Origin of the sequence: Xanthobacter versatilis (assembly GCF_043193975.1) — a bacterium.
Classification (GTDB): domain Bacteria; phylum Pseudomonadota; class Alphaproteobacteria; order Rhizobiales; family Xanthobacteraceae; genus Xanthobacter; species Xanthobacter autotrophicus_E.
The window spans coordinates 47058-68343 of the sequence record NZ_JBAFVB010000010.1; the positions used below are offsets into that span (position 1 = coordinate 47058).

Annotated in this window: 18 protein-coding genes; 10 read left to right on the forward strand and 8 right to left on the reverse strand. The window is 69.0% G+C overall.

Features of this window, described 5'->3' with window-relative positions:
- Positions 1–2: 2 nt before the first annotated feature.
- Together V5F66_RS17710 and V5F66_RS17715 are read right to left on the reverse strand one after the other, a co-directional pair.
- Positions 3–710 (reverse strand): ChrR family anti-sigma-E factor, encoded by a 708-nt coding sequence (locus V5F66_RS17710; RefSeq protein ID WP_394009061.1) that lies wholly within the window; start codon positions 708–710, stop codon positions 3–5.
- Entirely contained in the window at positions 707–1240 is a 534-nt protein-coding gene (locus tag V5F66_RS17715) for a sigma-70 family RNA polymerase sigma factor (protein ID WP_394094377.1), read from the reverse strand. Before V5F66_RS17715 ends, V5F66_RS17710 begins: the two co-directional genes overlap by 4 nt.
- Before the next feature lie 578 nt (positions 1241–1818).
- Between V5F66_RS17715 and V5F66_RS17720 the strand changes: the two genes are divergently transcribed.
- A complete protein-coding gene (locus tag V5F66_RS17720; RefSeq protein WP_394094378.1) occupies positions 1819–3081 on the forward strand; it encodes an MFS transporter in 1263 nt (420 codons plus the stop codon).
- Between the two features lie 85 nt (positions 3082–3166).
- On the opposite strand, the gene fae is transcribed toward V5F66_RS17720, so the two are convergent.
- Positions 3167–3706 carry a formaldehyde-activating enzyme gene (gene fae, locus V5F66_RS17725; protein ID WP_012113651.1) on the reverse strand — a complete coding sequence of 180 codons (540 nt, stop codon included), beginning with the start codon at positions 3704–3706 and terminating at the stop codon, positions 3167–3169.
- A gap of 302 nt (positions 3707–4008) precedes the next feature.
- Between fae and V5F66_RS17730 the strand changes: the two genes are divergently transcribed.
- Positions 4009–6321: a sensor histidine kinase gene (locus tag V5F66_RS17730; RefSeq protein WP_394094379.1), complete on the forward strand. Its 2313-nt coding sequence runs from the start codon at positions 4009–4011 to the stop codon at positions 6319–6321.
- Positions 6322–6345: 24 nt separating this feature from the next.
- On the opposite strand, the gene V5F66_RS17735 is transcribed toward V5F66_RS17730, so the two are convergent.
- Positions 6346–7230, reverse strand: a complete 885-nt coding sequence (locus V5F66_RS17735; RefSeq protein WP_394094380.1) for a hypothetical protein — start codon at positions 7228–7230, stop codon at positions 6346–6348.
- A 212-nt stretch (positions 7231–7442) separates the two neighbouring features.
- Between V5F66_RS17735 and V5F66_RS17740 the strand changes: the two genes are divergently transcribed.
- Positions 7443–9044, forward strand: coding sequence for a serine hydrolase (locus tag V5F66_RS17740; protein WP_394094381.1), 1602 nt, complete (start codon positions 7443–7445; stop codon positions 9042–9044).
- A 542-nt stretch (positions 9045–9586) separates the two neighbouring features.
- On the opposite strand, the gene V5F66_RS17745 is transcribed toward V5F66_RS17740, so the two are convergent.
- From V5F66_RS17745 to V5F66_RS17760, 4 genes are read right to left on the reverse strand one after another with little or no spacing between them, the layout of a single operon-like run.
- On the reverse strand, positions 9587–10303 hold the full coding sequence (locus tag V5F66_RS17745; RefSeq protein ID WP_012113648.1) for a FadR/GntR family transcriptional regulator: 717 nt from the start codon (positions 10301–10303) through the stop codon (positions 9587–9589).
- Between the two features lie 48 nt (positions 10304–10351).
- On the reverse strand, positions 10352–11092 hold the full coding sequence (locus tag V5F66_RS17750) for an SDR family NAD(P)-dependent oxidoreductase (protein ID WP_394053031.1): 741 nt from the start codon (positions 11090–11092) through the stop codon (positions 10352–10354).
- 17 nt (positions 11093–11109) lie between these two features.
- A complete protein-coding gene (locus V5F66_RS17755; protein WP_012113646.1) occupies positions 11110–11880 on the reverse strand; it encodes an SDR family oxidoreductase in 771 nt (256 codons plus the stop codon).
- The gene (locus V5F66_RS17760; protein WP_394094452.1) at positions 11877–12887 is read right to left on the reverse strand and encodes an NAD(P)H-quinone oxidoreductase; all 1011 of its coding nucleotides are present in this window, start codon (positions 12885–12887) and stop codon (positions 11877–11879) included. Before V5F66_RS17760 ends, V5F66_RS17755 begins: the two co-directional genes overlap by 4 nt.
- A gap of 296 nt (positions 12888–13183) precedes the next feature.
- Between V5F66_RS17760 and V5F66_RS17765 the strand changes: the two genes are divergently transcribed.
- The 7 genes from V5F66_RS17765 (at position 13184) to V5F66_RS17795 (ending at position 21268) form a co-directional block, all read left to right on the forward strand.
- Positions 13184–14410 (forward strand): ABC transporter substrate-binding protein, encoded by a 1227-nt coding sequence (locus V5F66_RS17765; RefSeq protein WP_012113644.1) that lies wholly within the window; start codon positions 13184–13186, stop codon positions 14408–14410.
- Positions 14411–14676: 266 nt separating this feature from the next.
- The gene (locus V5F66_RS17770; protein WP_012113643.1) at positions 14677–15549 is read left to right on the forward strand and encodes a branched-chain amino acid ABC transporter permease; all 873 of its coding nucleotides are present in this window, start codon (positions 14677–14679) and stop codon (positions 15547–15549) included.
- 4 nt (positions 15550–15553) lie between these two features.
- Positions 15554–17404: a branched-chain amino acid ABC transporter ATP-binding protein/permease gene (locus V5F66_RS17775; protein WP_394094382.1), complete on the forward strand. Its 1851-nt coding sequence runs from the start codon at positions 15554–15556 to the stop codon at positions 17402–17404.
- Entirely contained in the window at positions 17388–18092 is a 705-nt protein-coding gene (locus V5F66_RS17780) for an ABC transporter ATP-binding protein (RefSeq protein WP_012113641.1), read from the forward strand. The genes V5F66_RS17775 and V5F66_RS17780 overlap by 17 nt, the downstream gene beginning before the upstream one ends.
- A gap of 29 nt (positions 18093–18121) precedes the next feature.
- The gene (locus tag V5F66_RS17785; RefSeq protein ID WP_394094383.1) at positions 18122–18955 is read left to right on the forward strand and encodes a shikimate dehydrogenase family protein; all 834 of its coding nucleotides are present in this window, start codon (positions 18122–18124) and stop codon (positions 18953–18955) included.
- On the forward strand, positions 18952–19716 hold the full coding sequence (locus V5F66_RS17790; RefSeq protein WP_394094384.1) for an SDR family NAD(P)-dependent oxidoreductase: 765 nt from the start codon (positions 18952–18954) through the stop codon (positions 19714–19716). Before V5F66_RS17785 ends, V5F66_RS17790 begins: the two co-directional genes overlap by 4 nt.
- Before the next feature lie 163 nt (positions 19717–19879).
- The gene (locus V5F66_RS17795; protein WP_394094385.1) at positions 19880–21268 is read left to right on the forward strand and encodes an FAD-binding oxidoreductase; all 1389 of its coding nucleotides are present in this window, start codon (positions 19880–19882) and stop codon (positions 21266–21268) included.
- Positions 21269–21286: the final 18 nt, after the last annotated feature.

Consider the following 21286-nt stretch of genomic DNA (forward strand, 5'->3'; position numbering starts at 1 on the left):
TCTCAAAGGAACGGCCGCAGCACCACGCCCAGCAGGCCGCGAAAGCGCAGGCGACCCTCGAAGGCGGCAAGGCAGATGCAGGTGCCGTCATCGTCCACGCGCGGTGAATGCTCCACGTCCCCGTCCGCCTCCAGCAGATCGCCGGCACCGTAATGGCCGGACGGGTCGCTGAAGCCGCCGCAGACGACGTGGGTGTATTCTGTCCCATCGTGGGTGTGCCGGGGAATGGCCCGGCCCGGCCCGATCTGGAACAGGAAGACGTTGGACTGCCCGTCCTCGGGCACATGCACCCGCCCCACGCGCACGCCGGGCGCCACCGGCATCATGGCGCCGATGCGGCGGGAGGTGAGCGGGCGCGGAAGGCGGACGCCGTCCGGCAGCACCAGCCCCTCGGGAAGGCGCGGCGCGGCGGCCGGTCCGGAGAAGGCCGCCTCCAGATGATCCCGCCGGGCGCCACCGCCCGTCAGACCCCCGGAGACGGGCGCGGGTCCAAGCCGCGCCAGGGTGCGGGCGAAAGCGTCGGCGCCGAGAGCCGCCGGCTCGGCGGCGTCCAGCAGCGCCCCGCCCACCGCCTCGAACCGGCGCACCGCCGCGCGGCAGTGCGGGCAACCCTGAAGGTGGATCTCCACCAGCAGGGCCGGCCCGGCCGGCAGCGTGCCTGCCGCATACCGCAGCAGGGTCGCATCGCCGGGATGGGAATGGACGCTCATTTCAAATCTTCCAGCAGCGTGCGCAGGCGGCTCAGCGCCAGGCGGACGCGCGATTTGGCGGTGCCGAGCGGAATGCCCAGCTCCTGCGCGATCTGCGAATGGGGCTTCTCCTGGAAAAAGGAGAGCCGGACGATGGTGGCCTGCTCCTCGGAGAGCTTGGCGAGGGCCGCCCGCACCCGCGCATCACGCTCGGCGCCCATGAGGATGGTTTCGCCGGAGGTCTCGTCGGCCTCCTCGTCGGCGGTGTCCGCATCCACCGTGCTGATGTGGCGCTCGCGGCGCTTCAGGTCGATGGAGAGGTTGCGGGCGATGGTGAAGATCCAGGTGGAGGCGGCGGCGCGGGCCGGGTCGAAATAGGACGCCTTGCGCCACACCATCAGCAGCGTCTCTTGCGCCAGCTCCTCCGCCGCGTTGGCGGAAAGGCCGCTGCGCATGAGGAACGCCTTCACCCGGGGCGCGAAATGGCGGAACAGCTGTGCGAAGGCTTCACGGTCCCCGGTGCGCGCGATGGCTACGACCAGAGCGCTCATGTCAGCGCCCGCGCGGGGCTCGGGTTGGACGGCGCTCATGGCCGGCGAACCGGCCGGCGGGGCCGCAAACCGCACGCGCGGCCGCACGCCGACAGGCGGACCCGCCCGGTGCGACGGGGGGAGCGGGAGAGCAAACAGGCTGGGCTCGGCGACATCCATGCACTCGATACGAAGCCCGGACGCGATCGGATGATACGAGCCCCCGATGCGCCGCGCGTGCGTCGAGCTTAGTGGAGAGCTTGGACCGGCTCCACCAACGTCAACGTGACCTAAAGCATTTTCCAGCCAATGGGATGACGCTGTCATGAGACGGGAGCACTCTGCGCAGGTAGCGGGCAACGGCAAGGGCGACGGTTCAGCCATCGACACTCCTCTCCCCGGGGGAAGCCGAAAACCCGACCCGCCTCAGGCGGCACCGAACTCGGCAGCAGGCGTCACGCGGGTAAAAATCCATCACAGCCCCGGACCCCGCCCGACGTCGCGGCGTTACCTCCTGGCGGACACCTTGAGCCGGACCGGTGCCGCACGTCCTGCACGGGCGAAACCATTCCGCTGCGGCACCTAAACCGGGGGGGTCGATGCTCGATCAAACGCATGAGTTGCGGCAGGAAGATGCCTCGGGCGGCGGCCCCTCCCGCCGGGCAGCGTTTGGCCTTGATGCCCTCAACCTGTTCCTGGCGGACGTGCGCGACGGCCTCGGGCCCTATCTCGCCATCTATCTCATCGCTGTGCGCGGGCCGGACCAGGGGTGGAACGAGGCCACGGTGGGCCTCGTCATGACCATCGCCGGCCTCGTCGGGCTGATCGCCCAGACGCCCGCCGGCGCGCTGATCGACAACAGCCGCAACAAGCCGGCCATTATCATCGGCGCGGCGCTGGCGGTCACCCTCTCCTGCCTCGCGCTGCCGCTGATCTCCAATTTCTACCTGGTCGCCGGCACCCAGTCCCTCGCCGCCATCGCCGGGGCGATCTTTCCGCCGGCCCTGTCGGCCATTACCCTAGGGCTTGTGGGGCCGAAGGCATTTTCCCGGCGCATCGGGCGCAACGAGGCCTTCAACCATGCCGGCAATGCCATGGCGGCAGCCATAGCGGCAGGAACCGCGCTGCTGTTCGGGCCCATCGTGGTGTTCTGGCTGATGGGCGCCCTCGCCGTGCTCAGCATCGGCGCCATGCTGGTGGTGCCGCGGGCGGAGATCGACGACACCCGGGCCCGCGGCCTCACCCACGAGAAAGGCGACACCGAGAAGCCTTCAAGCCTCGGCGTGCTGCTGGCCAACCGCACCCTGCTGCTGTTCGCGGTGCTGTGCTTCCTCTTCCACCTCTCCAACGCCGCCATGCTGACCTCCACCGGCCAGTTGCTCACCAAGGTGGTGGGGAGTGAGCAGGCGACCTCCCTGATCGCCCTGTGCATCGTGGTGGCCCAATGCGTGATGGTCCCCGTCGCCATGATGGTGGGCACCAAGGCGGATGCCTGGGGCCACAAGCCCATCTTTCTCGCCGCCTTCGGGGTGCTGGCCCTGCGCGGTGCGCTCTATCCGGTCTCCAACGACCCGTACTGGCTGTTCGCGGTGCAGTGCCTGGACGGCGTGGGCGCCGGCATCTATGGCGCGCTGTTCCCGGTGGTAGTCGCCGACCTGACCTTTGGGACCGGCCGCTTCAACATCAGCCAGGGCGCCATCGCCACCGCCCAGGGCCTCGGCGCCGCCCTGTCGGCGTCGCTGGCGGGGGCGACCATCGTGTGGGCGGGCTATTCCGCCGCCTTCCTCACCCTCTCGGCCATCGCCGCCCTGGGCTTCGTGATCTATGCCGTGCGCATGCCCGAAACCGGCCGTAACAGCTGAGTGGGGCGCCGCTTGCGTGCCGGCGCATTCCGCCGGGCGAGGCGAGAGGAAGCCACCTCCTCCCGCCCCGGACGGCGCCTTGCCCTCAGTAGTCGATCACCCCTTCCAGGGCGTAGTGCTTGACGCTCTTGCGGTTGGCGATCAGCTCGTCGATGGAGGGCTCGCCCTTGATGGCGCGGGAAATGGCGAGCTTGGTCGCCTCGTAATTGGTGCGATACAGGTCGGCCTTGTCGAGGTCCGGGTCCTCGGCGCAGCGCGGGTCGAGCCACACCATGATGATCATGGCCAGCTCGTCCACCTCGTCCTTGGGCAGGATGCCCTCGCTGACGCAATCGATGATGGCGTCGCCCATGGCGGCCTGCACCACGCCGCCGAGGAGGTCCACATATTCGGCGGTGTGGATGGTGGCCTTGGTGGTCATCATGGTCAGCGGGCGCACCAGCTGGTTCAGGTCGCGCACCACGAACATGCGGGTGTGGCCCTGCACCTGCCCCATCATGGAGGCGACCGCCTGCCCCACCGGACCGCGCACGGAGCCGATCAGCACTTCCGGCATGGCGTCGGTGGCCTGCCCTTCCGCTGCGAGAACGGTTGCTTCACCCGCCTTGAACCAGATGTCGGTCATGTTTTCCTCCTGTTTGGGACGGCACAGAAGCACCCCGCTGCCGCCCCGTCCACGGCGACCCAGCGTCGCTGCGCCGGAGGGTGCCCGGATGCGTTGTCCACCGTGCCGCAAACCGGCGGAAACCAAGGCGTGGCCGTATTTATTCGCCTCTTGACTCGGCTGGACTCTAGACAACAGCCCCCCGATTCGATTCCAATGGGCTCGATTCGGAGAGATGCGGCACGTCCCTCCAGATCTAGGACGTGGGGGCTCAAGAGCAGTAGGCCGCTCAACGGCCCCCGGACACCCGGAGGAGACCGGCGATGGCACGCGCCAACGCTGCGAGCGTCGGCGCGCGCGACCAAGCCATTCGAGGTCTGGCACGGTCGATCGCGCGCCCTGCCTACCAGCGACTGCTCGATGCGGAGCCGGTCCTGCGCAGGATCGTCCCGGCGCTCATCGTCACCTTCCTGGTGGTGATCGGGGTCGGCGCGGTAGTGCAGATCCACGCCCATCGGGTGGCCGAGCTCAACAACGCCAAGGACGACCTCTCCCTCCTCGCCCTCGCCACCGCCGAGGGCCTGACCCTGCGCGCCGGCAATTCCCTCGCCCGCGTGCCCTCCGCCCTGGAGGAGAGCCTGCCGCCCCGCGCCACCGAGAGCGGGCGGCGCGCCTATGTCACCGACGCCCAGGGCCGCATCATCGCCTCCGCGCCCCGCAGCGAGGCGCCGGCCAACCTTGCCGACCTGATCGACCCGGCCCAGCCCCTCGTCATCTTCGCCGAGCGCGCCGGGGTGCTGGAAGTGCCGTTCGGCACCGGCACCGCGCTCGCCACGGTGCGCAACCTGTCGGCGCCGCTGGGGCAGATCGTGTTCCTCCAGCCCACCGAGCGGGCGCTCGCATCCTGGTCGGATTCCACCACGCTGACGGTGACGCTGTTCACCACCACCGGCACGGTGCTGCTGATCCTCGGCTTCTCGTTCCACTGGCAGGCGAGCCGGGCGCGCGAAGCGGACGCCATCTACGACACCGTGCGCCGGCGCATCGACACGGCTCTGAACCGCGGCCGTTGCGGCATGTGGGACTGGGACATGGCCCGCGGCCGCATGTACTGGTCCGACACCATGTTCGAGATCCTCGGGCTGGAGCGCAAGGACGAGCTGGTGTCCTTCGGCGAGATCGCCAAGCTCGTGCATCCCGACGACGGCGACCTCTACGAGCTGGCGCAGGAGCTGGCCGAGCGGCCGGGCACGCCGGTGGACCGGGTGTTCCGCATGCGCACCGCCAAGGGCGACTTCGTATGGCTGCGCATGCGCGCCGAAGTGGTCCAGCAGCAGGGCGAGGACGGCCCTCACCTCATCGGCATCGCCATGGACGTCACCGAGGCCCAGCGCATGGCCGAGCGCACGGTGACCGCCGACATGCGCCTGCGCGACGCCATCGAGAGCATCTCGGAAGCGTTCGTGCTGTGGGACAGCCAGAACCGGCTGGTGCTGTGCAATTCCAAGTTCCAGTCCCTGCACGAGCTGCCCGACGAGGCCATCCACGCCGGCACCCCGTTCGACGTGATCGCCTCCGTCGGCCGCCACCCCATCACCCGCACCCCGCTGAAGCCCGAGGACAAGCCCGAGGAAGGCTCGCGCGCCTTCGAGGCCCAGCTCTCCAACGGCCGCTGGCTGAAGATCGCCGAGCGCCGCACCAAGGACAATGGCTACGTCTCGGTCGGCACCGACATCACCACCATGAAGCGCCACGAGGAGCGCCTCATGGACAACGAGAAGCGCCTGATGGCGCTGGTGGCGGACCTGCGCAAGTCCCAGCAGACCCTGGAGCACCAGGCCCAGCAGCTGGCGGAACTGGCGGAGAAATATTCGGAAGAACGCAACAAGGCCGAGGACGCCAACCGCGCCAAGAGCGAGTTCCTCGCCAACATGTCCCACGAGCTGCGCACGCCGCTCAACGCCATCATCGGCTTCTCGGAGATCATGGAGAGCGGCATGTTCGGCCCGCTCGGCTCGGAGAAATACGCCGAATACTGCACCGACATCAAAGGCTCCGGCACCTACCTGCTCGACGTCATCAACGACATCCTCGACATGTCGAAGATCGAGGCCGGCCGCATGCAGCTGGAGGTGGAGGACCTGGCCCTCGACGACATCATCGCCGACGCCCTGCGCGTCACGGCGGTGAACGGCGACGAGAAGAACATCGCCATGACCATGGCGGCGGCCCCCAACCTCGCCATCAAGGGCGACCGCCGGGCGCTGAAGCAGATCCTGCTGAACCTGCTCTCCAACGCGGTGAAATTCACCCCCGAGGGCGGCAACATCGCGGTGAAGGCGCGCATCAACGGCGCGGCGGCGGTGATCGCCATCGAGGACACCGGCATCGGCATCGCCAAGGACGCGCTGGCGCGGATCGGGCGGCCGTTCGAGCAGGTGGAGAGCCAGTTCACCAAGACCCACAAGGGCTCGGGCCTCGGCCTTGCCATCGCCAAGTCGCTGGTGGAGTTGCACGGCGGCGCCATGCGCATCCGTTCCATCGAGGGCCGCGGCACCACCGTCATCGTCCGCCTGCCGGTGAACGGCCGCGCCGCCAATTCCAACGAGACGCCAAGGCTGGCCGCGGTGATGTGAGGGCGGCGGCCCGGCCTGAACACCTCAGCCGTTGCCGCCGTTGTCGTTGCCCTGTCCCCGCCCGATCCCGTCCGCCAGAGGCCGCAGCAGGAAGCCAAGGCGCGGCACGTAATCCAGCGTCCCGTCGACCCACCGGCCCGGCGGCGTGTTCGAGAACACGAGGGACAGCCCCTCCACCGCTGGGCCAGACATCCCGCTCGGCGCGTCGTCCTGCCGCCGCAGGAACACCACCGCCACCTCCCGGCACAGCGCCCCCTCCAGCCAAAGCAGCGCGCCGGCATCGAGTCGCACCACACCCGTAAGATCGTCGGCGCCCCCGCCCGCGCGACATGCGGCGGCGCAGGCAACGAGCGCCGCGCGCGCCTCATTCGACACCTCAAGGTGCGGCGCACGGGTGCCGTCGGGGGCGGGATGATCCGGCAAAAGCGAGGCGGCGTGACCCCGGTCGGGCACCGCGTCGAGAGGCGCCATGCCGGGCCAGCGGATCTGCGGGCCGAGTGGACCGAGCCGCGCCCCGCGCGCGGCCCAGCTCGGCCAGTCCGAGCCACCGAGGGAGCCTGAGCGGTTGTCGCGCCCGCTCACCGGATCGCGCAGGAAAAAGCCGTCCCCCGCCGCATGGTCGATGCTCTGTCCCGCGAGGCGCGCATCCTCGTCCGGGCCGGGCCAATAGAGGATGAGCAGGCCGTCCACCGCCTGGGCGGAGGGGCGCATCTGCGCGCCCTGCCACGTCGGCTCGATGAAGACGTGGACGGTCTCCACCGCCTCCCCGCTGTCGAGCGGCGAGACGGTGAGGCCAACCGAGAACAGCACCGGATGGGCGGATGCCTGCACGCCATCGACCATCGCCCCGATCCGCCGCCGGGCGGCCGGGGTGAAGGTGAAAGAGATGGGCACCAGACCATCCGCCATGGCCGCCTCCCGCAGGAACCGGAAGCGTAGAGGCGCGGCCCATGCGCGGCAATGGGACGGGATGCGCGGGCGAGGCCCGAGGGTGAGCCGGGCGCGTGAGCCCCATTCCCGCGCCGTCCATCCGCCCCCTTGCGGGCCGCCCGCCCCTGCCGCTAAGCCTGGAGCCACAAGCAGCCTGCGCCGGTGAGCGCAGGCGGATGGAGGCAGCACCCATGGCCCACAGGCGTTTTCCCCGAACAGGCCGGCACGCCGGCCTGTCCTGCACCGCCCTCGCCCTCCTCCTCCTCGCCTCCCCGGCCCTCTCCCAGACCCAGATCGACGCCTCCCGGCCGCCGCCGCAGACCTCCGGCGTGCCCATCCCCAAGGGGCAGATCGAGACCGCGGTGGGCAAGGTCGACGCCCTTGCGCGGGACCTTATGGCGCGCTCCGGCATTCCCGGCCTCGCGGTGGCCGTGGTGCACGAGGGCAAGACCGTGTTCCTCAAGGGCTATGGCGTGCGCAAGGTCGGCGAGAGCGCGGCCATCGACGCGGACACCGTGTTCCAGCTTGCCTCCCTGTCGAAGTCGGTGGGCTCAAGCGTGGTGGCCCACGAGGTGGGCAAGGGCACGGTGAAGTGGGACACCCCGGTGGAGGACCTTTTGCCCTGGTTCGCCCTGAACGACGACTGGGTGTCCGAGCACGTCACCATCGCCGATCTCTACAGCCATCGTTCGGGCCTGCCGGACCATGCCGGCGACGAGCTGGAAGACCTCGGCTACGACCGCCGGCAGGTGCTGGAGCGGCTGAAGAAGCTGCCCCTCGCCCCGTTCCGCGTCTCCTATGCCTATACCAATTTCGGCGTCACCGCCGCCGCCGAGGCGGTGGCCACCGCTTCGGGCAAGGACTGGGAGAACCTCTCGGAGGAAGTGCTCTACAAGCCGCTCGGCATGGCCTCCACCTCCTCGCGCTTTTCCGACTACATGGCCCGCTCCAACCGCGCCGTGCCCCATGTGCGGGTCGGCAAGATCGGGGAGAGCAAGACCTTCGCCGCCAAGTTCCAGCGCGATCCGCAGGCCCAGTCCCCGGCGGGCGGGGTGAGTTCGTCGGTGCGGGACATGGCCCGCTGGCTCGGCTTCGTGCTGGGCGGCGGCAGCTATGAGGGCCGGCAGATCGTGCCCGAGAAGGCCCTGCTGCCCGCCATGCGGCCGGAGATGATCTCCTCGCCCGCCTATGCCGCCGATGCCCGCGCCGGCTTCTACGGCTACGGCTTCGGGGTGAACGTGTCGCCCGCCGGCCGGGTAATGATCGACCATTCCGGCGCCTTCATCCTCGGCGCCGGCACAACCTATGTGCTCCTGCCGTCCGAGAAGCTGGGCATCGTGGTGCTCACCAATGCCCAGCCCACCGGCGTGCCTGAGGCGTTGGCCGCGAGCTTCATGGACCTTGCCCAGTTCGGCACGGTGACGCGGGACTGGCTCACGGCCTATGGCCCGCTCATCGATCCGCTCTACACGCCGCTCGGCACCCTCGCCGGCAAGAGCGCGCCCGCCAGGCCCACGCCGGCCAAGCCGCTTGCCACCTATGTGGGCACCTATGCCAATGCCTATTTCGGCGAGGCGCGGGTGAGCGAGGACAAGGGCCACCTCATCCTCACCGTGGGGCCGAAGCCGCGCGTCTTCACCCTCGACCACTGGAGCGGGGACGACTTCATCTTCCGCCCCGAGGGCGAGGAGACGGCCCCGGCGGGATCGGTATCGCAGGTGACCTTCTCCGACCGGCGAATGAAGGTGGAATTCTTCAACGAGAACGGGCTCGGCACCTTCGAGCGGCGGTGAGGGCCGGGGTGGCGCCATAAGGCCATACATAGAGCACCGTCGCCGTCCGGCGTGACCGGACGGCCCATGGCCCGGCCGGCACAACGCTGCGGGGACAACGCGGCAGGGACAACGCGGCAGGGACTTGGAATGCTGCCGAGACTTGGAAAGCGGCGAGACTTGGAAAGCGGCGAGATGGGCCCTCCGGTCAAGCCGGAGGGCGACGATGGTGAGAAACGGGTCGGCAAGCGCCGGCGCGTCCCCCTTTGCCGCCTGCGAGGGAGGACTGGGGTGAGGGCAAAACCTCCGGCGCTGAACCAAAACCCCCGGAAAGAACGAACCGGGAAACCACGGCAAGAGCCGATTCGGACACGCTGCGTTCCGGCTGCGTATCGGCCATGGGCAAGCGGGTGTACCGAAATGGAACGCGCATCTGCCCCGCAGGGTCGCGATCGCGGAAACTTCCAGCCCCTACCCTGCCCTCCCCCGTACGGCGGGAAGGGGTTCAGCGGCAGCGCAACAAGGCGCCGCTGCACGCCACGCCGATCAAATGCTCCGGCCCGCTACGGCCCCAGATAAACCGCGAGCCGGGCGGCGGCGTTGCGCAGGTGCTCCTCGGCGGCGGCGCGGGCTGCGACCGGGTCCTTCTTCTCGATGGCGGCGAAGATGGCCTCGTGCTCGCGCTGCACCGCCTGGGGCAAGCCGCCGAGCCGCGCCGAGTTCGCCCGCGCGGTGCGGATGAAATGGCGCACCCGGTGGTCGAGAAACTGGGACAGGTCGCGGAAATAGGGATTGCCCGTCGCCTCCACGATGGCGCGGTGGAAGGCCATGTCCTCGTCCACGCCCGGCTCGCCGCGGTCGACGGCCTCCTGCATGGCGTCGAGCTGTTCCCCGATGCGGGCGAGATCCGCCTCCGAGCGGCGCACGGCGGCATGGGCGGTGGCGGTGGCCTCCACCGCCATCAGCAGTTCCACGATGGCGCGCATCTCCACCTTGTCGCTGAAATCGGCGATGTCGAGCCGGAAGGTGGAGGCTGCCCCCGGCTCGGCCACGAATGCGCCCGCGCCCTGGCGCGTGGTGACGAGGCCGTCATGCTTCAGCCGCCCCACCGCCTCGCGCACGATGGGCCGGCTGACGCCGTAGGTCTCCGCCATCTGGTGCTCGGTGGGCAATCGCTCGCCCGGCTGGAGGCGGCCGGAGGCGATCTCCTCCCGGAGCCGGTGCGCCAGCGTCTCGGCGAGGGAGGGCGCCCGGCCGATGATGTCGCGGGGTTGGGCCATCCGTTGCTCCTAGCTCAGCCGGCTGCGCCACACACAAGATGGCGCGACTCAACTGGCAATATAAAGACCACCGTTCACGTGGACCGTCTCGCCGGTGACGAAGCTGGCCCAGTCGGAGGCGAGGAAGGCCACCACGCGGGCAACCTCCTGCGGCGTGCCGAGCCGCTTCGCCGGCGTGCCGGCAATCAGCGCCGCGCCGTTGGCGTCCATCAGGCCGCGCACCATGGGCGTGTCGATGAGACCGGGGGAGACAGAATTCACCCGCACCCGGGGCGCCAGTTCCATGGCCAGCGTGCGGGAGAAGTTGAGCACCGCCCCCTTGGCCGCCGCATAGTCCGCATGCCCCACGCTGCCGCGATGCCCCGCCATGGAGGCCACGTTCACGATGGCGGCACTCTCGGAGAAATGGGGGATGGCGGCGCGGCAGGTGTAGAACACCCCGTCGAGATTGACCGCGATGCCGGTGCGCCAGTGCGCGTCCGTCATCTCCGCCACCTTGCGGTCGCGGTAGAGGCCGGCGGAGGTGACCAGCACGTCGAGCGCGCCGAAGTGCTCCTTCACCAGAGCGAGGGCGCGGTCGGCGTCGGCGGGGTCGGCCGCATCCTGCCGGATGCCGACGGCGCGGGCGCCTGTGGGGTCGAGCTCAAGGGCGAAGGCGGCGATGCCGGCCTCGTCCAGGTCGGTGAGCACGCAATTGGCGCCGAGTGCGAAGAAGGTCTGCGCGATGGCACGGGAGATGCCGCCGTTGGCGCCGGTGAGCAGCAGGGTGCGATTTCTGAAGTCGAACATGGAGATCCTCCCGAACTTCAGGTCATCAGCCAGCCGCCGGCCACGTCGATGACCTGGCCGGTGACGAAGGCGGCGGCGTCCGAGGACAGGAAGCGGCAGACCTCCGCCACCTCCTCCGGTTGGCCGAGGCGGCGCAGGGGTGTCACCAGCCGCACCGCCTCGTTGGCGGCGGTGGCGGTGCCCCGCACCATGGGGGTGTCGATGCGGCCGGGGGCGATGGCGTTCACCGTTATCCCATAAGGCCCCAGCTCCCCCGCCAGATGCTTGGTGAAGCCGATGAGGGCGGCTTTGGAGGCGGCATAATGCACCCCCACGATGTCGCAATAGGTGCGCCCGGCCACCGACGAGATGTTGATGATGCGACCCTGCCCCAGTGCCTTCATGCCCGGCGAAAGCGCCCGCACGCAATTGAAGGCGCCGGTGAGGTTCACGTCGATCACCCGCCGCCATTCGGCCGGGTCCATGTCGGGCGCCTCGGCGCGACGCCCGTCGGCCCCGCCCTTGGGCGAGATGCCGGCATTGTTGACCAGCACCGTGACCGGCCCCAGCGCTGCAACAGCGGCGCTGGCGGCAGCTTCCACGGCGGCATAGTCCGCCACGTCCGCCGCAAGGCCAACGGCCTTCACCCCGCGCAGGGCTGCGGCGTTGGCCGCCTCCTCGGCGAGGGCGGGATCAAAGTCCACATAGGCGACGGCGGCCCCGGCATCCGCATGGGCATCCGCCATGGCGCGGCCGATGCCGCGCCCTGCTCCGGTGACGAAAACGACGGGGGAAGACGACAGGCTCACCGTCCGGTCTCCAGCATGATCTTGCCGAGGTGGGCGCTCGATTCCATGAGCGCATGGGCCTCCCGCGCCTGTTCCAGCGGGAAAGTGGCGTGGACGAAGGGCTTGATCTTACCCGCCTCCAGCAGCGGCCACACGTCCCGCTTCAGCGCTTCGGCGATGGCGGATTTCAGCGCCACGGAGCGGGCGCGGAGGGTCGAGCCGGTAAAGGTCAGGCGCTTCAGCATCACCGGCATGAGGTCGATGGTGACCTCGCTCGGCTGGAGGAACGCAATCTGCACGAGGCGCCCTTCCACGGCCAGCGCCTGGAGGTTCCGCGCCACGTAGGGCCCGCCCACCATGTCCAGGATCTCGTCCACGCCGCGCCCGTCGGTCAGTGTCTTCACCTCGGCGACGAAGTCCTTGGCGCGATAGTCGATGGCGGCGTCCGCGCCGAGCTTCAGGCAGAAGTCGCACTTCTCCGGCGAGCCGGCGGTGGCGATGACGCGCGCGCCGGCATGGTGCGCCAGCTGGATGGCGGTAGAGCCGATGCCGCTCGACCCGCCATGGATCAGGATGGTCTCGCCCGCGTTCAGGCGGCCACGGGTGAAGACGTTGTCGTAGACGGTGTAATAGTTCTCCGGCAGCCCGGCGGCTTCAAGCAGCGAAAGCGGCTTGGGAATGGGCAGGCAGAGCGGGGCTTCCGCCACGCAATACTCGGCGTAGCCGCCCGAGATCACCAGGGCGCAGACTTCGTCGCCTATCTTGAGGGAATCAACGCCCTCGCCGAGCGCGACGACACGGCCCGCGATTTCGAGGCCCGGGATCTCCGTGGCGCCGGGGGGCGGGGGATAATTGCCCGCGCGCTGGAGGCAGTCGGGGCGATTGACGCCCGCGGCCACCACCTCCACCAGCACTTGCCCCGGCCCGGGACGCGGCACCGGCGCGGTCTCGATGGCAATGACCTCCGGTCCACCGGCACCGGTGAACCGCGCCTGGCGCATGGAACTGGGAATTTCAACCACCGGCATTCCTCCCTGGGTCACGCGCCCATCGTCCTGCATCGCTGGCAGATCCGGGGGGTGCGCTGTCTTTTGTGGCGTTCAGAACCTGCCGCGCGGCACTTGGCCGATACCTGTTCGCGGCGGGAGCCTTGGTGCGGGAAAACTACATAAGTCCTACTTGTCAGGCAACTTGGTTATCTGCATTATCCGCAGCGTCCGACGGGCGGCAATGTCCGACCGTCCGCCATCAGGCGCTTAAAAATCGTTCCCGATTAACGGGTTACAAGGGCCGGCCGCAGACGCGCCGGACGAGGGAGGAGACAATGAAGAGTTTCGCGCGGGCGGCGTTGGCCGCCGCACTGCTTGTTGCCGCCTCCCCCTTCGCGGGACCCGCGGCGGCCCAGGGCACGGTCAAGTTCGGCGCCCTCTATCCCTTCTCCGGCGGCCTCGCCCTTCTGGGCGACGAGAGCTTCCGCGGCTTCGAGCTGGCGGTGGAGGAGCGCAACGCGGCCGGCGGCATCGACGGCAAGAAGATCGAGTTCATCAAAGGCGACGCGGTCGACCCCAACCAAGCCGTTGGCGAGGCTCGGCGCCTGACCTCGGTGGACAAGGTCTCGGCCATCTTCGGCACCTACTCCTCGTCCCTGTCGCTGGCAGCGACGCAGGTGACTGAGCTTGCCGGCGTGCCCTATTTCGAGCTTGGCGCGGTGTCCGATCCCATCACTGAGCGCGGCTTCAAATACGTGTTCCGCACCAACGCCACGGCCCGTGACTTCGCCAACCGCATGGTGGATTCGGTGATCGAGGCGGTGGCCCCGGCCCTCGGCGTAAAGGCGGCTGACCTCAAGGTCGGCATCATCCACGAGGACAGCCTCTACGGCCAGACGGTCTCCGGCTATCAGAAGACCCGCGCCAAGGAGAAGGGCCTCAACGTGGTCGAGGTCCTGCCCTATTCGGCCAAGTCCGTCGACCTCACCCCGGTCATCCTGCGCCTCAAGTCCGCAGGCGTGGACGTAGTGCTGCAGACCTCCTACCAGAACGACACCGTGCTGTTCTTCCGCCAGATGAAGGATCAGGCCTACAAGCCCAAGGCGGTGATGGGCGCCGGCGGCGGCTATTCCACCCGTGACACCATGACTGCGGTGGGCGCGGAGAACATGGAAGGCGCCCTCGACGTGGACTTCACCCAGTTCAACACGAACCCCAAGGCCACCCCCGGCCTCGCGGAATTCGTGACCAAGTACAAGGCGAAGTACGGCATCGATCCGCGCTCTGGCCATTCGCTGGCCAACTACATGGGCGCCAAGGTGTTCTTCGACGCCATCGCCAGCGCCAAGAGCACCGACGCCGACAAGGTGCGCGCCGCCGTGCTGAAGGTGGACATCCCCGTGGGCGAGACCGCCACCGGCTGGGGCGCCAAGTTCTCCGAGCAGGGCCAGAACACCCGTGCCCAGCCGTTCCTCATGCAGTGGCAGGGCGGCAACCTCGTCACCGTGTTCCCCGAGTCTGCCGCGGTCGCCAAGCTGAAGACCGGCGTCGGCGCCAACTGATCCGTCCCGACTGCCCCGCGGCGCCCGGAAGGGCCGCCGCCCGGCCCCCGCGCGATCTGGCCTCGCGCGGGGGCCGTAGTTCCCGACAATTCGCCTCCCGCGTGTCCGGCTCCAGAGCGCTTTCAAGCGAAGTGGCTACCGGTTCGCATGAAGAATGCGCGTCATTGTAGAAAGCTGGAGCCATTCCCGCTCGCAGATGGGAATGGAAATGGCTCCAGCCGAAGGACCGCACCGTAAAGCCCCGCGTACTCATCGGAGCGAGCGCGATGGACGTTCTTATTCAGCTGGTGCTCAACGGCATCCTGCTCGGCAGCATGTATGCCATCATCAGCGTCGGCCTCACACTCATCTTCGGCATCGTCCGGGTGGTGAACTTCGCCCATGGCGAGTTCCTGATGGTCGGCATGTATGCGGCCTACCTGCTCGCCGCGAAGTTCGGCCTGCATCCCTATGCGTCCGCGATCCCCGTGGTGCTGCTGCTGTTCGCCCTCGGCGCGCTGGTGCAGCGCTTCCTGATCCAGCCGCTCTTGTCCGCCGATGAACACATCCAGATCTTCGCCACGGTGGGCCTCTCCACCGCGCTGGTGAACCTCGCCCTGCTGCTGTTCGGTGCCGACCTTTATTCGGTGCCGCCCTCCGCTGCGCAGGGCTCGGTCCAGGTCGCCGGCTTCACTTTGGTGAAGGGGCAGATCGTGATGTTCGTCTGCGCGCTGGCACTGGTGGCGGGGCTGCACCTGTTCATGCAGTCCACCGCGCTCGGCCGTGCCATCCGCGCCACGGCGCAGAACCGCAACGCGGCGCTGCTGATGGGCGTGAAAGTGGACAAGATCTACGTCATCGCTTTCGGCATGGGCGCGGCTTGCGTCGGCCTTGCCAGCGCGCTGGTGATGCCGCTTTACCCGGTAACGCCCACCATCGGCACCTATTTCGTGCTCACCGCGTTCGTGGTGGTGGTACTGGGCGGCATGCGCTCCATGTATGGCGCCTTCTTCGGGGCCATGATCATCGGCCTCGTGGACAGCCTCTCCGGCTACTACATCGCGCCCGACCTGAAAGAGGTCGTCTACTTCGCGCTGTTCCTCCTGATCCTCATCTTCAAGCCCACCGGCCTGTTCGGCCTCGGCCGCGGCACGGAGTGACACGATGAGCCTTCACGACTCCTCGCTCAAGGACTCCCGCGCCGCCAAGGCCGCCCCCGGCGGGCTCTCGGTCCTGTCCCGGCTCACCGACCCGCGCGTCTATTGCGCGCTCATCGCCCTGTCGCTGCTGCTCATCATCCCGGCCTGGTCGGGCTCCACCTTCATGGTGCACGTGTTCGTCACCATCTGCGTGTTCGGGGCGCTGTCGACTGCGTGGAACATCCTCGGCGGCTATGCCGGCCAGCTCTCACTGGGCCACACGGTGTTCTACGGGCTGGGCGGCTATACGGCGGCGCTGCTGCTGACCCATTTCGGCCTCTCGCCCTGGATCGGCATGATCGCCGGCGCGGCGCTGGCGGCCCTCGTCAGCCTTGGCATCGGCTATCCCTGCTTCCGCCTGCGCGGGCCGTTCTTCTCGCTCGCCACCATCGCCTTCCTGGAGGTGGTGCGGCTCCTGTCCATCCACTTCAACGGGGTCACCGGCGGCTCCGCGGGCCTCGTGGTGCCGCTGCAGATTGGCTGGCCGTGGATGATCTTCCGCGAGAAGATCAATTATCTCTACATTGCATTCGGGCTTCTGGTGCTCTGCCTGGCGGTGTCCTACGCGATCCGCCACTCTCGCCTCGGCTATGCGCTCACGGCTGTTCGTGAACGCGACAGCGCGGCCCAGGCGGCGGGCATCAACATCAACGGCGTCAAGCTCTGGGCCATGGCGATCTCGGCGGCGCTCACCGCATTGGTGGGCACCTTCCACGCCATGTACATGACCTTCCTGGAGCCCGCGACGCTGTTCTCCCTCGCCACCGCCATCGAGATCGCCATGTTTGCCCTGATAGGCGGCCTCGGGACGGTGGCGGGGCCCCTGCTCGGCACGGTGCTGGTGGTTCCGCTCGCGGAACTCGCCCGCGGCTGGCTCGGGGCCTCGGCCAATGGCCTGCACGGCTTCGTCTACGGGTCCGTGCTGGTCATCATCACGCTGACCCTGCCCGGCGGGCTGGTCGGCACCTTCGGCCCGTTCGTGGTGCGCCTCATCGACAGGCTGCCCGGCGGCGGGCGGACCCGCGCGGACGTGGTCGCGCCCGCCACCAAGATCATCACCGGCACGCCCGGCGAGGTGGTGCTGAAGGCGCAGAAACTCGTCAAGCGCTTCGGCGGGCTGACCGCCACCGACAACGTCTCCCTCACCCTGAAGCGGGGCGAGATCCTGGGTGTGATCGGCCCCAACGGCGCCGGCAAGACCACCGTCTTTGCCCAGCTCTCGGGCTTCCTCACCCCCAATGCCGGCACCATCGAGATCCTCGGCCCCGACGGCAAGTGGCATCAGCCCAGTTCGCCTGATGCGTTCGCCCGGCTCGGCATCGGCCGCACCTTCCAGATCGTGCAGCCCTTCGGCAAGCTCTCGGTGCTGGAGAACATCATGATCGGCGCCTTCCTGCGCCATCGCTCCGTGGACGATGCCCGCGCCGTTGCCCTCAGGGTGGCCAAGCTCATGGGCCTCGACGACGTGAAGGACGTGGAGGCGGGCACCCTGCCCATCGGCGGCCTGAAGCGGCTGGAGGTGGCGCGCACGCTCGCCACCGAGCCCACCATCCTGCTGCTGGATGAAGTGATGGCCGGCCAGAGCCAGTCCGACACCCTGAAGATGGTGGAGCTGATCCGCGCCATCCGCGACACCGGCGTCACCGTCATCGCCATCGAGCACAACATGCAGGCCATCATGAGCCTGTCCGACCGCATCGTGGTGATCGACAGCGGCAAGGTGATCGCCGAAGGCAAGCCCGATACCGTGGTGCGCGAGCGACGGGTGATCGAGGCCTATCTCGGAGAGGATTTCGTCGATGCTCAAGGTCTCTGAGATCACCGCCGGCTACGGCCGCACCGTCATCCTCCAGGATGTCTCGCTGCGGGTCGGGCGCGGCGAGGTGGTGACCATCATCGGCTCCAACGGCGCCGGCAAGACGACTCTGCTGCGCGCCATCTCGGGCCTCGTGAAGCCCACCGCCGGCAGCATCGAGTTCGACGGCCAGCGCATCGACCGCCTGCCGCCGGACGAGATCGTCGGCGCAGGCCTCATCATGGTGCCGGAGGCGCGCCAGCTGTTCCCGGTCATGAGCGTGCGCGACAACGTGCTGATGGGCGGCTACCACCCCAAGGTCCGCGCCGGCATGGCCCAGCGTTTCGACGAGGTGCTGGACATCTTCCCCCGCGTGCGCGAGCGCCTCGACCAGCTCGCCGGCTCCCTCTCCGGCGGCGAGCAGCAGATGGTGGCCATCGCCCGCGGGCTGATGGCAAAGCCCAAGCTGCTGATGCTGGACGAGCCTTCCCTCGGCCTTGCCCCCATCATCGTGCAGCAGATGTTCGACGTCATCGACCGCATCTGCAAGACCGGCACCACTGTGCTGCTGGTGGAGCAGAAGGCGTTCCACGCCTTGAAGATCGCCGACCGCGCCTATGTGATCGAGAACGGCCAGATCGCCCTCGAGAACACCGGCATCGGCCTGCTCGCCGACCCGCACATCAAGACCGCCTACCTCGGCATCTGAGCCTTCGGGCCACCCCCGGAACCTGCCCCATGACCACACCCCAGCCCACCCGCGAGATCACCGGCCACACCCGGGTCTATGGCATTCTCGCCGACCCCATCCATCACGTGAAGACGCCGCAGATGCTCAACGCGCTGATGGCGCGCGAGGGCCGCGACGGGGTGATGGTGCCGTTCCATGTCGCCCCGGACGACCTCGCAACGCTGGTCGCGGGCCTCAAGACCATGAAGAGCCTCGGCGGCTTCGTGGTGACGGTGCCGCACAAGACCGCCATCGTGGACCTGTGCGACGCTGTCTCCGACAGCGCCCGCCGCATCGGGGCGGTGAACACGGTGCGCCGCGAGGCGGACGGCCGGCTCATCGGCGAGATGCTGGACGGCAAGGGCTTCGTCGGCGGCCTGCTGGCGGCGGGCATCGATCCGAAGGACAAAAGCGTCTACCTCGCCGGCGCCGGCGGGGCGGCCAACGCCATCGCCTTTGCCTTCGTGGAGGCTGGCATCTCCCGCCTCACCATCGCCAACCGCACCCGCGCCAAGGCGGAAGACCTCGCCGTCCGCCTCGCCGAGGCCTATCCCAAGGCGCAGGTGGACATCGGCAACCCTGGCCCCTCCGGCCACGACATCGTGGTGAACGGCACCTCCCTCGGCCTCAAGGATGGCGATGCCCTGCCGCTCGATACCGCGGGCCTGTCGCCGGAGCAGATCGTGGCCGAGGTGATCATGCAGCCGGAGGAGACCGCCCTCCTCAGCGCCGCCAAGGCGAAGGGCTGCCGCATCCATTTCGGCAAGCCCATGCTGGCCTGCCAGCTCGACCTCATGGCCGAGTTCCTCGGCATGCGCGCGCTCCCGGGAGCCGGCAAGTGAGCGGCCCCGGCACTGGCACCCTCGCCGGCCGCTGCGCCCTCATCACCGGCGGCGCCTCCGGACTTGGCCTTGCCGTGGCACAGGCGTTCCGGGGCGAGGGCGCCGCGCTGGTGCTGCTCGACCTCGACCCCGCCGCCGAGGCGCGGGCGCAGGAGCTGGGCAATGCCATCGCGGTCAAGGGATCGGTCACGCGCAAGGTGGACATCGTCCGCGCCTTCGACGCCGCCGAGGCCCGCTTCGGCCCGGTGGACATCTGCGTCGCCAATGCCGGCGTCTCCCAGAATGCCCCCACCCTCTCGGTCACCGAGGAGGAGTGGCAGCGCGTCATCGACATCAACCTCACCGGCACCTTCCTCACGGCGCAGGAGGCGGGGCGGCGCATGATCGCCCAAGGCGGCGGATCGCTGCTGCTCATGGCCTCCATGTATGGCGTGGTGGCCGCGCCCGAGCGCATCGGCTACTGCGCCTCCAAGGCGGCCGTCGCCATGATGGCCAAGGCCCTCTCCTGCGAATGGGCGCGGGACAAGGTACGGGTGAATGCCATCGCCCCCGGCTATGTGCGCACCGCGCTGCTCGACGACCTCGCCGCCCGCGGCCGTCTCGACCTCGACCGCCTGAAGGCCCGCACCCCCATGGGCCGGCTGGTGGAGGCGGACGAAGTGGCCGGCATGGCGGTGTTTCTCGCCTCCGATGCCTCAAGCGCCGTCACCGGGCAGGTGATGGGCGTGGACGGCGGCTGGTCCGCCTACGGCTATGTGTGACGGCACGCGTGTCCCGGCTTTCCACGGCAAGGACACGGCCTTTGCGGGAGAAAGGGGCTTGCGGCGCGCGGCCAACGGATGCATCCGCTTCGCCACCGCGCGGGCGGGGCCATCCGGCTGAAGCCCGCACCCGTTTCATGCCAGATGTCTTGAGGGCTGCCTCATGAGCGCCGATCTTGTTTCCCGCCTTGCCGCCATTCTCGGCCCCTCCGGCCTCCTCGCCGACGAGGCCGACATGGCCTCCTATGCCATCGACTGGCGCCGCCTGTTTCCCGGCCGCCCGCTGTGCGTCGCCCGCCCCGCCTCCACCGCCGAGGTGTCCGAGGTGGTGAAGGCCTGCCGCGCGGCCGGCGCCGCCATCGTGCCCCAGGGCGGCAATACCGGCCTTGCCGGCGGCGCGGTGCCGGACGCCTCGGGCGGACAGGTGGTGCTCTCCCTCACCCGCATGAACAAGGTGCGCGCCGTCGACCCGGTGGGCCTCACCATCTCCGCCGATGCCGGCTGCATCCTCAAGGTGGCGCAGGACGCCGCCGCCGAGGCCGGCCGTCTGCTGCCCATAAGCCTTGCGGCGGAAGGCTCGGCGACCGTGGGCGGGGTGGTCTCCACCAATGCGGGCGGGGTCAATGTGGTGCGCTACGGCATGGCCCGCGCACTGGTGCTGGGCCTTGAGGTGGTGCTCGCCGACGGTACCATCGTGGACATGGCCCGCCAGCTCCGCAAGGACAACGCCGGCTACGACCTCAAACAGCTCTTCATCGGCACCGAGGGCACGCTGGGCATCGTCACCGGCGCCGTGCTGCGCCTGGTGCCCCGGCCCCGCCATACGGTCACCGCCCTGCTCTCCGTGCCCAGCCCCCAGGCCGCCCTGGACCTGCTGGCGCTGGCGCAGGAGGAACTGGGCGACACCCTCTCTGCCTTCGAGCTGATGAGCGGCTATTCCTTCGACCTGCTCAAGCGGCACCTCAACCTCACCCCGCCCATCGCCTCCGGCGACTGGTTCGTGCTGCTGGAGGCCGGTGCCAGCCTATCCGGCCTGAGGGAGGCCGCAGAGGCGGCATTGGCAGCGGCGCTGGAGAACGGCACGGCGCTGGACGGCGTCATCGCCGAGACCGGGGCGCAGGCCACCCAGCTCTGGGCCTTGCGCGAGCACATCACCGATGGCGAGGCCCGCGAGGGCAAGAGCATGAAGCACGATGTCTCCGTGCCCATCGTCGATGTTCCTGCCTTCCTGGAGGCCGCGGACATCGCCATCGAGAACGGCGCACCGGGCGCAAAGGTCAATGCTTTCGGGCACTTGGGCGACGGCAACATCCATTACAACGTGGTGCTCGCCCCGGGCCAGGACGGCGCCGCCATCAACACCCTCGTCCATGACGTGGTGGCCCGTTTTGCCGGCTCTATTTCCGCCGAACACGGCATCGGCCAGTACCGGGTGGACGAGCTTCTCCTGCGCCGCGCACCGGCGGAGATCGCCCTCGCCCGCACCCTCAAGACCGCCCTCGACCCGGACGATTTCCTGAACCCCGGAAAGGTCCTGCCAGCCGGGGGCTGATCCCCCGGCCGCACAAAA